The organism is Nonomuraea salmonea, assembly GCF_042428605.1.
In the GTDB taxonomy this organism is placed as follows: Bacteria; Actinomycetota; Actinomycetes; order Streptosporangiales; family Streptosporangiaceae; genus Nonomuraea; species Nonomuraea salmonea.
In genome coordinates, this window is sequence record NZ_JBHMCF010000037.1 from 61,895 (window position 1) to 75,573 (window position 13,679).

Consider the following 13,679-nt stretch of genomic DNA (forward strand, 5'->3'; position numbering starts at 1 on the left):
CAGAAGGGAAGCACTACGTGCGACTGATCACTCACGCGATCGCGCTGGCCATGGCCCTGACGGCGTTATGCGCGGCCCCCTCCACGGCAGCCACCACGGCCGTCACCACGGCCGTCACCACGGCCGCCGCCCCCGAGCTCATCGTCAACGGCACCTTCACCAGCGGCACCGCACCCTGGTGGAGCTCGGCCAACACCACGATGGGCACCGACGACGGCAGGCTACGGGTCGGCGTGACCGGCGGCACCGCCAACCCGTGGGACGCGATGGTGGCCCAGAACGACATCCCGCTGGCCCAGGGCAAGGCGTACACGCTGTTCTTCACCGCCTCCGCCGGCAGCGCCGTGAGCGCCGTCGCCACCGTGCAGCTCGGCGACGCCCCGTACACCAACACCCTCACCGCGCCGATCTCCCTCACCACCAGCGGCAAGCGCTTCAGCCTTCCCTTCACCTCGTCCCTGAGCACGACCGCCGGCCAGGTCACCTTCCAGCTCGGTGGCGGCGCCGCCCACACCTTCTTCCTCGACGACGTCTCCCTGACCGAGAGCGGCCAGTCCTCCGGCGGGCCGCTCGACCTGACGAACGGCTTCTACGTCGATCCCGAGTCCAACCCGGCCAAGTGGGTACGCGACAACCCCGGCGACTCCCGCGCCTCGCGCATCCAGTCGGCGATCGCGTCCAAGCCGATGGCCTTCTGGGTCGGCGGCTGGTTCGGCGACGTCAGCGCCACCGTGTCTTCCTACGTCGCCGCGGCCGACGCCGCCGACAGGCTGCCGGTCCTGGTGGCGTACAACATCCCCGGCCGCGACGCCTGCGGCGGCCACTCGGGTGGTGGCGCCGGGAGCGAGAGCGCGTACCGGGCGTGGATCTCCGCCTTCGCCTCCGCCGTCGGCGACCGTCCCGCCGTCGTCGTCATCGAGCCCGACTCCCTGGGCGACTTCGCCTGCATGGACGACGAGGACATCGCGGCGCGCAACCGCATGCTGACGTACGCGACCGGGCAGTTCCGCGACCACGCGCCCAACACGTGGGCCTACCTCGACGCGGGCAACGCAGGCTGGGTCGCCGCCGGCACCATGGCCCAGCGGCTGCAGAACGCGGGCGTGGGCAACATCCGCGGCTTCGCCGTCAACGTCTCGAACTACTACACGACCGCGCAGTCGGCGGCGTACGCGTCGGACGTCAACGCCGCCCTGGGCGGCGGCGCGAAGTGGGTGATCGACACCAGCCGCAACGGCAAGGGCTCCAACGGCGAGTGGTGCAACCCCGCCGGCCGCCGGCTCGGCACGCCCGCGCAGGTCGGCGGCGACGCCGGCACGGAACTGCTGCTGTGGGTGAAGGTCCCCGGCGACTCGGACGGCAACTGCGGCATCGCGCCCGGCACGCCGGCCGGGACGTTCAGCCCTGAGCTGGCCATCCGCCTCATCGACGGCTCATAGCCGGAAGGGGTCCGCCTGCCAGGCGTAGTGGCGGGGCAGGCGGACCCCGCTCAGGGGGACCACGCGATCCGGCGCGCCCAGCCACTTCCGGCATTCACCGGACGGCGGCCGATCCAGGACGAGCGTGCTGTAACCCTCTCTCCGCAGCTCGAAGCAGAGCGCCTCGCCCAGCCGGGCGAGCTGCCGGGGGCGACGGGGCCTGGCCATGCGGAGATAGCGCAGCTCACAGGCGTCAGGAGCGGGATGCCCGAGCACGGTGCCGACGACACCGATCAGCTCACTGTGATGATCCAGCCCGAGGACCACCAGGAGGCGCCGCTCCCCCGCCCCTGCGTCCTGGAAGATCTCCCTCCGCAGCTCGTCCACGCTGCGCGCGCCGGTCAGCGCGGTCACCAGCGGTTCGTCGTACGGCTCGTAGTCGCGGACGCGGTCCGCCTCTCCCAGCCGCAGGTCCAGGTACGCGTCGTGCGTGCAGGGCATCATGAACCCGTGCCGGCGCGTGCAGCCTGGGTCCCAGTGGTAGGCGTAGTGGATGAGCGAGGCGGCCAGGTCGGGGTGCGCACTCGCCCAGACGTCGTCGAAGGCATACGTGTGCTCGTAGACGGTGCCCTTCCGCAGGACGATCTGCACCAGGTGCTCTCCGAGGTGAATGACAGGCTCCCCCTCCGCGCGGCTGAGCCGTTCGAGTGCGGGCGCGATCCCATCCTCATCCGGCCCCACCAGCGCTCGGAGCTCAAGGAGATGCTGGGGCCAGGCATCGGGATCGTGCGGGGGCCGCCGCAGCGCCGCGGCTGCTCGGGGCAACCGCACGCCGGGGAGCACGTACGTCTCGTCCCAGCCCAGAGTGTCGTGCCGCGCGTTCAGGCTCGTGAAGAGCAGGTAGGTGGCACCTGCGTCCCCGGCAGGCGCGAGCTCCACGCAGGGAAAGGGCGGGACGAACGGCGCCGGCCCGGGAGCGGCGGCATCGGGCAGCGGCCACGATGGGTGGAGCGGGTAGGCCCACCGCTGCGGCTGCTCGGCGACGCGCGCGTCATCGACGAAGGAGAACGCCTCCTCCAGGTGGATGCCCATGCTCCTGATCCGGACGCTGTGGTCGTCGATGTGCAGCTCGTTGTCGGCGTATAACCGCATCCGGATCCGCCGACGCAGCTCGACCATGTCCTCGGGAGGCCCGTCGCCGCATTCCCGCAGCAGTTCCAGCTCGTAGGGCGCGGCCATCAGGTCGGCGTGCGCCCGCTCGAGTCCGTCCGGCTCCCACAACCCCTGAAACCATTCGAGCACCGTACGGCCGGGAACATGCCGGACGCGCTTGCCCAGCGGTCCGGCTTCCCAGTTGCGATGGATGAAGTACATCAGGGCTCCCGAGGAGATGGCGTCGTGGCGGCTGCCGCCGTGGATGGTGCGTTGTCCTAAGCCTGCCGTCCGAGGTGGGCCAGCAGGCGGGTGAGCAGCGGGGCCGTCGGGGGGACAGGGATCGCCGGGGCGAACTGGCCGGTGCGGCGCCGGGTGTCGCCGATGCCGGTTTCGGCGTGCTGCCAGACCATCCGCACCACGGTGTCGTCGGCGTGGTACGGCAGGTGGGCGCCCGTGGCGATGTCCCAGCCGTGGATCAGCGACTCCTGGAGGCTGATCGAGGCCAAGACGGCGCCGGGCACGGTGGTGCCCATGAAGGCGATGGGGCGCTCCAGGATGCCGGGGGTGGTGAAGGCCGCCACCGACCGGTCAGCAATCGCGCGGAAGGCGGCGGCGGGGTCGGCGCCGAGGTGGTCGGTGTCGGCCTGGCGCTGTTCGTCGAGTTCGGCCGGATCCGGTTGCTCTCCCTCGGCGAAGCGGGCGAGCAGGAGGAGGGCGCCGGCCAGGTGGTCGGCGGTCTGGCGCACGGTCCACTTCTCGCACCCGCCGGCGGCCTCCCACTGCTGCGGGCTGATCTGCTCCAGCACCCGGGCGACCTCAGAGTGGCTGCGCCTGAGCAGGCCGACGTGATCGGACGGGGCGGTGGTACGCGGTTCCATGGTGTCTTCTTCCGGTGCGGGTCGCGGAAGCGCGACCGTTCGCCCTGACAGATCCGGCGCGAGGCGCCGACTCATCGGTCGCGACGGATTCTCCGCTCCATGGGCAGCCCGAACCTACGGAACAGCTCCTGATCAGGGAACCCGACGATCTCCGCCACCCCTTGGGCGGTCAGGGACAGGACCATGATCCCGAAGCCGCGGCAGGCTCCGGCGTCGTCGGGAAGATAGGCCGCCAGCGCGGGCTGGCCGTTCGCGGCGACCTCGACCAGCTCGATGAGGTCCAGCCGCCCACCGGCCGGTCGCGTGGCGAAGAACTCCACCACCGCCGCCCGGCCGGCGAACTCGGCCGCTTCCGGCGGCATGCGCAGGATCACGTCATCGCGCAGGAGCGCGGCCAGGCCGTCGATGTCGCGCAGCTCCCAGGCGCGGACGAATCGCCGCAGCAGTCGCCGCTCGTAGTCGATCAGCGGCCGCGGCGGCCGGGTGTCATGAGCGCGCAGGGCCGCGCGGCCACGTTGCAGCGAGCTGTTGACCGCCGGGACGCTGAGGCCGAGCAGCTCGGCGACCTCGGCGGCGCTCCAGCTCAGCACCTCACGCAGGATGACCACGGCCCGCTGGGCGGGCGGCAGCAGTTGCAGCGCCGCGATGAACGCCAGCGCCACCGCCTCGCGCCGCTCGGCGATCAGGGCCGGGTCGAGCAGGGAGTCAGGACAGGGCTGCAGGTAGGTGATGTCGGCATGGACGGCCGGCAGCCGCTCGCGCCGCTCGGCGGCCCGCAGGCAGGCCATGGTGGCGATCCTGTGCAGCCAGTGGTGCAGCGGTGCCCGGCCCTCGTAGCCGGCCAGCCCGCGCCAGGCCCGCAGCAGCGTCTCCTGCGTCGCGTCGTCGGCCTGGTCGATCGAGCCGAGCATGCGGTAACAGTGCAGGTGCAGGGCACGCCGGTGCGGCGCGACCAAGGCGTCGAAGGCCGCGCGATCGCCGCCGCGGGCGGCGGCCAGCAGGTGCGCCTGGCCGGCGCCGGTGTCCTCGATCGTGCTCACGGTCGCGAGCCTAGCGACCGGGTCCGACACGAAGCGATGAGTACGCTGCCGCCCAGGTCCTGTTAGACCGTCTCCTCGGAGAGGCCGAGGCTCCCGGTCTCCGTGGTGGGGGCAGGAGACAGGCGGACGCGGACGATGGCGAGGCCCTCGACGGCGAGGACCTGCAGGCGCCAGCCGCCGGTGACGACGCTCTCCCCCGGAGCCGTGGGCACGTGGCCGAGCAGGGTCAGGACGAGGCCGGCGACGGTGGTGTAGTCGCCCTCCGGGCGTTCCTCCAGGTGCACGTCGATGTCGGGCAGGTCGTGCACGGGGAAGGCGCCGGGCACCACCACGCTGCCGTCGCTCTCGCGGACGGCTTCGAGGACGTCCCTGTCGGTCTCGTCGTAGATCTCGCCGACCACCTCCTCCAGGAGGTCTTCGAGCGTGACGATGCCGTCGATCGAGCCGCGCTCGTCCACGACGAGGGCGAACTGCTGGCGTTCGGTCTTGAAGCGGCGCAGTGCCTCGGCCACCGGCAGGCTGTCGGGCAGCAGGAGCGGCGGCTTGGCCGCGTCGGCGGCGGTGACGGCGTTCTCGTCGGTGAGCAGGTCGCGCAGGTTCACGATGCCGGTGACGTCATCGAAGCCGCGGGCGCCCACGACGGGAGCGCGGGAGTGGCCGGAGCCGGCCAGCAGGCGGCGGGCCTGCTCGACGGGGGTGCCGGCGTCGAGGGTGAAGACCTGGCGGCGGGAGACGAGCACCTCGCGCAGCACGCGTTCGCTGATCTCGACGGCGCCGGAGATGATCAGGCGCTGTTCGGGGGTGAAGCCGCGGTGGGTGGCGACCAGGTCGCGGATCTCTTCTGGGCTGATCTCCTCGCGGTGCCGGCGCGGGTCGGCGCCCATCAGCCGTACGGCGAGGTCGGTGGACTTGCCCAGCGCCCACACCACCGGCCTGGACACGGTGGAGATCGCGCTGAGCGGCCGGGCCGCCAGCATGGCCCAGCTCTCGGCGCGCTGCATGGCCACCCGCTTGGGCGCCAGCTCGCCGAAGACCAGGGTGAGGAACGTCAGCACGATCGTCACCAGCACGATGGCCACCGGGCCCGCGGCGTCGCCGAGGAAGCCCAGCAGCGGCACCAGCGGCTCCGACAGCGTGACCGCCGCCGTGGCGGAGGCGAGGAAGCCGGACAGGGTGATGACGAGCTGGATCGTGGCCATGAACCGGTTGGGGTCCCGAGCCAGCCGGACGAGGATCCGCCCGCCCTGGCCGCGCTGCTCCAGCCGGCGCAGCTGGCCATCGCGCAGCGAGATCAGCGCCAGCTCGCTACCGGCGAAGATCGCATTGACGATGATCAGTACCACGACCAGGCCCAGTTGAACCCAATAGCCGTCCACGGCAGACATACTCCTCGACATGAGAACCCGGCGGCGCGCCGGTGATGGGGGAAGCCGGCGAGCCGACGCTGCGGGGCCGGCGTGTGAGGCTGCGGGACGTCTCGTTCACGGCGATCGGGACGACGGCGTCTGGGCACGGCCCGCCTGCCGGATGGGCGCATGGGTGACGGGACGCCGGGCGGCGACCCGGCCTGCTCCTGCACTCTTCCACTGAAGAGCCGTCACTCCATTCGTTCATGATCCGTTCACACAGCTATGTGCATGAACGCGACATAGGTCACCAAAGTTCCCATAGCCACAGTGCTCGTTTGCGCGCGTGCACCATCGGGAAGCAACGCAATGCCGACGTGTCTCTGCGACCTGCCGCATCAATGTCAAGCAACCACCAGAAGGGCGGCGCAGCATGGAAGTCACCGGTATCATTTCGGCGCTCATCATCGGCCTGGTCATCGGCGTCATCGGGCGCCTGGTGGTGCCTGGGCGGCAGAACATCCCGATCTGGCTCACCATCGTGATCGGCATCGTCGCCGCCCTCATCGGCACGGCCATCGCCGCCGCGGTCGGCGTCGCCGACACCCGGGGGATCGACTGGATCGAGCTGGTCATCCAGGTCGTGCTGGCCGGGGTGGGCGTGGCGCTCGCCGCCGCCCTCTACGGCAAGCGCGGCACCACGTAGAAGACGAGCCGGGCCAGGCTCAAGGGCAAGGGCCTGGCCCGACGATCGTCATCTCGCCACGGGCGCGGCCTGGAGGACGGTCACGGAGAACGGCCGGTGGGTCTCGATCTCGACGTGGTGCAGAATCGGCGTCATGCCGCTGATGTAGGTGTAGAGGCGTTCGGCCTCGGGCCAGGGGTGGACGAGGGTCAGCAGGCCGCCGGGGGCGACGAGCTCGGTCAGCCGGGCCGAGGCGAGGCGCAGGCGTTCGCCGCGGCCCAGGTAGTAGAGGGTCTCCGCGCAGAAGACGAGGTCGAAGGCGCCGGGCGGGGTGTAGGAGATCAGGTCGGCGCAGGTGAACGTCAGGCGTTCGCGGGCGGGACGTGCGCGGGCCCGGTCGAGTGCGCGCTCGGAGACGTCCACGCCGGTGACCTCGGCGTCGGGATACCTCGTGGCCAGCATGTGCGTGAAGACGCCCTCGCTGCAGCCGACGTCGATGATGCGGTGATAGGGGCGGGCGGGCAGGAGACGTAACGTCGTGGCGTATTTGTGCTGCTCGTAGTCGTCGGTACGGAGCCGCCAGGGGTCGGGTGAGCGGTGCCACCAGTTGAAGTAGCGCCGCAGCAGCACCGCCTGTGATCGGGGCGGCAGCAGGGACACCGCCTTGAAGAGGGCTCGGTGGAGGAGGTCGGGAAGGGGCTGCCGGTCAGCCTCGGGCGGGCGCGGAAGCATGCTTCGAATCTAGGTGCGTGCCCGCTGATCGTCATGAGCCTCAGGTCGGAGTTGCGGTCTCGTACTCAGGAGGGAGGACCCCTGAGTATCAGGTTACAAGATTTGAAATCTGTCACCCATGGGCGTAGGTTGTGCCGCGTGGAGCAGAAGCGCACCCCGCTGGACGCGGACACGATCCTGGCGGCCACCGAGGAGATCCTGCGCCGCCACGGGCCGGACAAGGCGACGGTCGTGGACGTCGCCAGGGCGCTCGGGGTCAGCCACGCCGCCGTCTACAAGCACTTCGCCTCGAAGCAGGCACTGCGCGAGGCCGTGACCCGGCGCTGGCTCGACCGCAACCGCGACACCCTCGCCGCCATCGCCGCCGACCAGGGGATGCCGCCGGCGCGCCGGCTGCGTACGTGGCTGCACGCCGTCCTGGCACTGAAGCAGACCAAGATCCGCGAGGACCCCGAGTTGTTCGCCGCGTACGGGAACCTCGCCGCCGCCCACAGCACCGTCGCCACCGACCACGTCGCCGACCTCCTGGGCCAGCTGACGGCCATCATCACCGACGGCGCCCGCGACGGCGGCTTCCGCACGAGCGACGCGGAGTCCACCGCCCGCGCGGTCCTCCACGCCACCGCCAAGTTCCACCACCTCGCCCATGCCGCCGAATGGCGGGAGCCCGGCATCGACACCGAGCTCGACGAGGTGTGCACCCTGCTACTCGAAGGCCTCCAGCCGTAAGGAGTGACGCATCGCCATGGTGTACGCAATCGGAGCAACCCAGCTGGGCGGACCTGACACGCTCGTCGAGTTCGACCTGCCGCCGCAGCCCCTCGGCCCCGGCCAGGTCAGGATCCAGGTCACCAGCGCGGCGGTGAACCCGGCCGACGTCATGGCCCGGTCACTTCCGCGGCAGCACGGGGACGACTCGGTACGGGTGCCGGGCATGGACGTCGCCGGCACGATCACCGAGGTCGGCCCCGGCGTGGACCGGCCGCTGACGGCCGGGGACGCCGTCATGGGCATCGTGGTGCCCTCGGGCGAGCACGGCGGCTACCGGGCGGACCTGGTCCTGTCGGCACGGTCGGTGACGAAGATCCCGGCAGGGCTCTCGGACGCCGAGGCCGCCACCCTCCCCATGAACAGCCTCACCGCGCAGCACGCACTCGACACGCTGGCGCTCCCCGCCGGCGCGACGGTCGCCGTCACGGGCGCCGCCGGCATCCTCGGCGGGTACTTCGTCCAGCTCGCCAAGGAGGCCGGGCTGGTCGTCGTGGCCGACGCCGCCCCGCAGGACGAGGACTTCGTCCGCTCGTGCGGCGCCGACGAGGTGGTGCCGCGCGGGGACGCGTTCGTGACGGAGGTCCGCCGCCTCCACCCCGACGGCGTGGACGGGCTGCTCGACACCGCCGTCCTGGACGCCGCCGTGCTCCCGGCCGTCAAGGACGGCGGCACGCTGGTCACCGTACGCGGCTGGCCGGGCGACGGGACCGACCGCGTCCGCGTCGCCCCAGTCTTCGTCCTCAACTACGCCGAGGAGGCGGAGAAGCTGGACCGGCTCGCCGAAGTCGCCGGCCGGGGACGCCTCACCCTCCGCGTCGCCGCCCACCTGCCCGCCGCCCAGGCCGCCGAGGCCCACCGCGCGCTCGAACGGCCCGGCGTCCGCGGCCGCTACGTCCTGACGTTCGCCTGACCCGCGGCCACGTCTACCGGGGGTGTGCCGCGCGTATACCGCCGTTCAACCCGTCGATCTACCGGCACCGCAGCGTCAAGGTGAGCTACACCTGCTATGCCGGCCGGTGCAGGGTCACCAGCACCCTGTACGGCAAGTGGATCAACGGAGTCGGCAAGCCGATGTGACCCGCCCTCCGCCCTCTCCCGCCCTCTCCCGCCGGTTCGAGCGGGAGAGGGCGGACGGTCGCTCAGGCGGTCGCCGGGGCGGGGGCCGGTTCTTCGTCGGGGGTGTGCCACAGGCGGGTCGCCATCCACGCGACCCCCACCGCCGCCACCACCAGGCCGGTCAGGTAGACCGGGAGCGGCACCGCGTTCCGTAACGAGCCGGGGATCATTCCCGCCGCGTACAGCACGACGCCGATCACCGGCAGCGTCCCCGAACGCAGGGCGGCCACGCTGAAGGTCAGGACGCCTGCGAGCAGGACGATCGCTGTGATCATGAAGGCTTGTCCCGTGCTTCCCGCCAGCAGGCCGGCCACCGCGCCGCCGCTGAGGTAGGGGAAGACGAAGTGCAGGATGTACTCGATGGCGAAGGCGCCGGCCAGGCCGGCGCTGTTGAGCACGTACCCGATCAGGCCCAGCGTGCCCGACGCCGGACGGATGAGCAGGTAGAGGCCGGTGATCGCGAGCAGCCCCGCCAGCGCCGCGAACGGTGCGACGGCGTGCGTGAACGCTGTCTCCGGCACGATCCCGCCCCGCCGGGCGGAGTTGACCACGAGCAACACGGCGCAGAGGAACCCCGCCACCGCGGTGACCCGGTAGATGCGCATTTCGTCGGCCTTTCTCTCGACGGCTGTGATGCTCGTCATGATGCGCGCCGCACCGGGCCGTGCGGAGAGGGCGGCGGAAGCCGTAAGCAGCCCGAAAGAGGTTGCCCGAAAGAGGTTGTCTGTCGTCCGGGGCCTACGTCATTCGGTGTAGCGGGAGCGTCATCCACGGGCGGACGCCGTACGGGGGCGGAGTCGCGACGATGGGCGGTGAGTGCTGAAACCCTGAGGTGAGGCGAGATCATGGCACCGCGCATGCGTAAGACCCTGTTGGTCGTCCACATCGTCGCTTCCGTGGCGCTGGTCGGTGAGGTGTGGGGGCTGGTGGCCCTGAACACGGCCGCCACCTTGACCGATGACCTCGCGCTGGCGCACATGGCGTACCGGTTGATGCCGGTCATGGTGTTCGCGGGCGGCATCCCGCTGAGCCTCATCGCGTTGGCCAGCGGCATCGTGCTCGGCCTCGGCACCCATTGGGGGCTGATCCGGTACTACTGGGTGGCGATCAAGCTGGGCCTGCTCGTGGCCGTCGTGTGCGTGGGGATGTTCCTGTTCGACCCTGAGGGCATGGCGGCCGCCACGGAGGGGGCCAGGCAGGCGGTGACGTCGAGCCAGTGGGCCCAGGTCTGGGTGCTGGGGGCGCAGGTCGTCATGCTGCTGGTCTCGACGGCGCTGTCGGTGTTCAAGCCTCGCTGGAGGCTCCGGGCGCGATAGGTCGGACGGGCGCGACGGCTGCCTCCCTGGTCGCGATTTTTCGGATATGTCGGGTGGCGAGGAGGGGGACCGAGACGCCGATCAGGTTGCAGTACGCCACCGCGGTGTAGAAGCCGTCCGCGGTGCTCGTGGTCGTCGCGCCCACCGCGACGATCAGGGCGAAGTAGATCGCGTTGAGGATGATCGCGCGGAAGCCGCCGCCGGTCTCCTCCATGACGGTGAGCGAGGCGAGCACGGGGCCCTGGACGGCGTACGTGAGGGCCACGGCGCCCAGGTAGGCGCCCGCCTCCGCGGCCACCCCCGGGTCGCCGCCCAGCAGGTCGGCCAAGACGTCGTGGAGCGACGACACCAGCACGGCGATCACCACGTAGACCATGACGGTGACCTCGATGCCGCCGCGCATCGACGTACGGATGCGCCGCCATTCCCCGGCGCCGCGTCGCTGGTTGATGGTGATCGCCGTGGCGGTGCCCAGGGCCATGGCGGGCAGCAGCACGGCGTTCTGCAGGGCCGAGACGACGGTGAAGGCGGCGACGGCGTTCTGTCCGTAGGCGCCCAGGACGGCGATGACGGCGACGTTGTACGCGGAGATCACGAGGAAGGACAGGGCGATGGGCACGCCGATGCGGCGCAGGTCGGTGAGCACCTGGCCGCGCCAGATCCGTACGGCCCGCGGATGCCACAGCTCGGTGCGGCGCAGCAGGGCCAGGCCCATGGCCAGGCCGGTCACGGCTGCGATGGCTTCGGCGACGGGCACCGCCGCGATGCCGAGGCCGGGTCCGAGGGCGGCGACGAGGGCCACCCGCACGCTCGCCGTGCAGACGACCAGGGCGGTGGCTCGGCGTACGTACCCGTAGCCGCGCAGGCTGGAGGCGCACAGTTCCTGGCCGAGGATCAGCAGACCGGCGGCGCTGGTCCAGCGGAGGAACGAGGTGAACGTGTCCCGCAGCCCGGCGTCCACGTGGAGGAGGCCGGGCAGGGAGGGCACCGCGATCGTGAGGGCCAGGTAGAGGGCCGCGCCGAGCCCGAGCCATACCCGGGCCAGGCCGGCGGCGTTCGCCATGACGTCCTGAGGACGCCCGGCTCCCTTGGCGATCGCGGCGGCGACCTGGTTGCAGACGGCGAAGCCCACGCTCAGGGCGAGGACGATGAGGCTGACGGGCTGGTACAGAGAACGCACATAAATGGCCTCGCCGCCCATTCGCCCGAGAATGGCGACGATGCCGAGCTGGGACGCGAGATTGAGCGATCCGGCCACGAAGAGCGGAATGGCGAGGCCGGAAATTTCTCGCCATACCTCCTTTCTTGCCAACATTCGAACCCCCAGACGTTCATCGGCCTGTGGGACGGTAGCGACATTTATTGAGGAATGTCCAGCACGGCGAGGGCATCAATCTCGACGAGCAAGCCCGGAGGGAGCCGCACGCTGACGGTGGTGCGGGCGGGGAACGGGGCTTCGACGATCGACTCGTACGCCTCGTTCATCTCGGCCATGTGGGCGGGGTCGGTGAGGTGGACGCGGAGCATGACGACGTCCGCCCAGGTCGCGCCGCCCGCCTCCAGCACGGCGGCCACGTTGCGCAGGGCCTGGGCGGTCTGCTCGGCGACCGTGGCGCCGACGACCTCGCCCGTCTCCGGGTCGAGGGGAAGCTGGCCGGAGACCTGCAGGACGGGGCCCTTGCGGACGCCCTGCGACAGGGGTGCGGGCAGGGCGGGGGCGTTCTCGGTGGTGATGATCATGTCCAGATCTCGCGTTCTTCGGGGCGGGGGTCGTCGTGCTGGGTCCACTCGGTGTCGATGCGCATGGTCGCGCGGCGGCCGGTGTCGTACGGGGTCCAGCCGGGGTCGCCGGTCCTGGCGAAGCGGATCCAGGTCTCGTGGACGCGGGTCGCGAGGTCGGCGGGGGCCTGGCCGGGGCCGAGGAGGGCGTTGGGGCCGTTCAGCTCGGGCCGGTGCGCGAGGTCGAAGACGAAGGGCACCTCGACCGCGTGGGCGGCGCCGAGCTCCCCGTCCAGCGCCTTGGAGCGCCAGGCGAACTCGTACGCGTACGTACCGGAGCCCGGATGGGCCGCGTGCGCGGCGGCCAGCGCGCGGCTGCCCGCCCCGAACAGGGCGTCGCCCATGATGGCGGAGCGCAGCTCGGCATGCGACGCCCCGGGGCGGGACCTGCGGTAGGTCTCGACGAGGCGCTCGGGCGACGGGTGCGAGCGCGCCGCCGTCGCGTGGACGTCGGCGGCGGTCGAGGTCGCGTACGTGTCCACCGGCACCAGGTAGAGGTTGCCCTCCTCGGCGTTGGTGCCGACGAGCAGATCGACACCGGCGCCCGGCCCGGCGGCGACGGCCTCGGCGGGCTGCGTGTCCAGGACGAGGCTGAACGGGCTGAGCCCGATGAGCGGGTCGGTGCGGGTCTCGGTGCGCAGGTCGATGCCGGCGAGCTGGGAGGCGGCCTCGACCAGGCGTTCGTCGGGGATGCCGGCGAAGACGTCCACGTGGGGTTCGATGCCCAGGACGTCGGCCGCGGCCTTGGCGACGCGGGCGGCCTGCTCGGTGCTGAACGCGCCCAGGCCGCTGCCGCTCTGCACGATCGCCCGGCGGAACAGCCCGGCGGCCGAAGGGGCGGCGAGGACACCGCCGACGATGGTGGCGCCGGCCGACTGGCCGAAGAGGGTGACGTTGCCGGGGTCACCGCCGAAGGCGGCGATGTTCTGCCGGACCCAGCGCAGGGCGGCGACCACGTCGAGCAGGCCGCGGTTCGGGGGCGCGCCGGGGAGGTCGAGGAAGCCGGCGATGCCGAGCCGGTAGTTGAGCGTGACGAGGACGACGCCGTCGCGGGCGAACGCGGAGCCGTCGTACATCGGGGCTCGTGTGGACCCGGCGACGAACCCGCCGCCGTGCACGAACACCATCACCGGCAGCGCCTCTCCCCCGGCGGCGGGCGTGTTGACGGTGACGGTCAGATAGTCGTCCCCGCGGCTCCAACCGGCGCCGAAATAAGGGGACATGTCAACGTTTCCGAGTCGGCGTTCGGACTGCGGCGCGTTGGGGCCGGGCGTGGTGGCGTCGCGTACGCCGTCCCACGGCTCGTGCGGCCGCGGCGGCGCGAAGCGGCCGGCGCCTCGGGGCGGGGCGGCGTACGGGATGTTCATGAACGTGCGGGCGGCGCCCCGGAGCAGGCCGCGGACGGCTCCCTGCGCGGTGGTGACGACGAGGTTGCTCATGATG

Annotated in this window: 14 protein-coding genes; 5 read left to right on the top strand and 9 right to left on the bottom strand. The window is 71.6% G+C overall.

Annotated features, from left to right (window positions below):
- Positions 1–17: 17 nt before the first annotated feature.
- A complete protein-coding gene (locus tag ACFFR3_RS31770; protein WP_379484335.1) occupies positions 18–1,439 on the top strand; it encodes a glycoside hydrolase family 6 protein in 1,422 nt (473 codons plus the stop codon).
- Here the strand turns inward: ACFFR3_RS31770 and ACFFR3_RS31775 are convergent.
- The 4 genes from ACFFR3_RS31775 to ACFFR3_RS31790 form a co-directional block, all read right to left on the bottom strand.
- Complete coding sequence (locus ACFFR3_RS31775; protein ID WP_379484336.1) at positions 1,434–2,792, bottom strand: hypothetical protein; 1,359 nt, start codon at positions 2,790–2,792, stop codon at positions 1,434–1,436. The genes ACFFR3_RS31770 and ACFFR3_RS31775 overlap by 6 nt on opposite strands.
- A gap of 56 nt (positions 2,793–2,848) precedes the next feature.
- Positions 2,849–3,451, bottom strand: a complete 603-nt coding sequence (locus ACFFR3_RS31780) for a TIGR03086 family metal-binding protein (protein WP_345408890.1) — start codon at positions 3,449–3,451, stop codon at positions 2,849–2,851.
- A 71-nt stretch (positions 3,452–3,522) separates the two neighbouring features.
- On the bottom strand, positions 3,523–4,491 hold the full coding sequence (locus ACFFR3_RS31785) for an RNA polymerase subunit sigma-70 (protein WP_345408892.1): 969 nt from the start codon (positions 4,489–4,491) through the stop codon (positions 3,523–3,525).
- 62 nt (positions 4,492–4,553) lie between these two features.
- The gene (locus ACFFR3_RS31790; RefSeq protein ID WP_379484337.1) at positions 4,554–5,867 is read right to left on the bottom strand and encodes a hemolysin family protein; all 1,314 of its coding nucleotides are present in this window, start codon (positions 5,865–5,867) and stop codon (positions 4,554–4,556) included.
- Positions 5,868–6,270: 403 nt separating this feature from the next.
- On the opposite strand from ACFFR3_RS31790, the gene ACFFR3_RS31795 reads away from it, so the two are divergent.
- Positions 6,271–6,543 carry a GlsB/YeaQ/YmgE family stress response membrane protein gene (locus tag ACFFR3_RS31795; RefSeq protein ID WP_364380694.1) on the top strand — a complete coding sequence of 91 codons (273 nt, stop codon included), beginning with the start codon at positions 6,271–6,273 and terminating at the stop codon, positions 6,541–6,543.
- Between the two features lie 48 nt (positions 6,544–6,591).
- Here ACFFR3_RS31795 and ACFFR3_RS31800 read toward each other — a convergent pair whose 3' ends face one another.
- Complete coding sequence (locus ACFFR3_RS31800) at positions 6,592–7,254, bottom strand: class I SAM-dependent methyltransferase (protein ID WP_364380697.1); 663 nt, start codon at positions 7,252–7,254, stop codon at positions 6,592–6,594.
- 138 nt (positions 7,255–7,392) lie between these two features.
- Here ACFFR3_RS31800 and ACFFR3_RS31805 point away from each other — a divergent pair, with 138 nt between their 5' ends.
- Positions 7,393–7,983 (top strand): TetR/AcrR family transcriptional regulator, encoded by a 591-nt coding sequence (locus tag ACFFR3_RS31805; protein ID WP_345408900.1) that lies wholly within the window; start codon positions 7,393–7,395, stop codon positions 7,981–7,983.
- Positions 7,984–7,999: 16 nt separating this feature from the next.
- Positions 8,000–8,935, top strand: coding sequence for an NADP-dependent oxidoreductase (locus ACFFR3_RS31810; protein ID WP_379484338.1), 936 nt, complete (start codon positions 8,000–8,002; stop codon positions 8,933–8,935).
- Between the two features lie 229 nt (positions 8,936–9,164).
- Here the strand turns inward: ACFFR3_RS31810 and ACFFR3_RS31815 are convergent, their stop codons facing one another.
- On the bottom strand, positions 9,165–9,785 hold the full coding sequence (locus ACFFR3_RS31815; RefSeq protein ID WP_379484339.1) for a hypothetical protein: 621 nt from the start codon (positions 9,783–9,785) through the stop codon (positions 9,165–9,167).
- Positions 9,786–9,998: 213 nt separating this feature from the next.
- Here ACFFR3_RS31815 and ACFFR3_RS31820 point away from each other — a divergent pair, with 213 nt between their 5' ends.
- Positions 9,999–10,457, top strand: coding sequence for a hypothetical protein (locus ACFFR3_RS31820; RefSeq protein ID WP_379484340.1), 459 nt, complete (start codon positions 9,999–10,001; stop codon positions 10,455–10,457).
- On the opposite strand, the gene ACFFR3_RS31825 is transcribed toward ACFFR3_RS31820, so the two are convergent.
- The 3 genes from ACFFR3_RS31825 to ACFFR3_RS31835 all read right to left on the bottom strand — a co-directional run bounded on the left by ACFFR3_RS31825 (position 10,426) and on the right by ACFFR3_RS31835 (position 13,675).
- Positions 10,426–11,715, bottom strand: coding sequence for an MATE family efflux transporter (locus ACFFR3_RS31825; RefSeq protein WP_379484341.1), 1,290 nt, complete (start codon positions 11,713–11,715; stop codon positions 10,426–10,428). The genes ACFFR3_RS31820 and ACFFR3_RS31825 overlap by 32 nt on opposite strands.
- 101 nt (positions 11,716–11,816) lie before the next feature.
- A complete protein-coding gene (locus ACFFR3_RS31830; protein WP_364380711.1) occupies positions 11,817–12,197 on the bottom strand; it encodes a Rid family detoxifying hydrolase in 381 nt (126 codons plus the stop codon).
- On the bottom strand, positions 12,194–13,675 hold the full coding sequence (locus ACFFR3_RS31835) for a carboxylesterase/lipase family protein (RefSeq protein WP_379484342.1): 1,482 nt from the start codon (positions 13,673–13,675) through the stop codon (positions 12,194–12,196). The genes ACFFR3_RS31830 and ACFFR3_RS31835 overlap by 4 nt, the downstream gene beginning before the upstream one ends.
- Positions 13,676–13,679 lie beyond the last annotated feature (4 nt).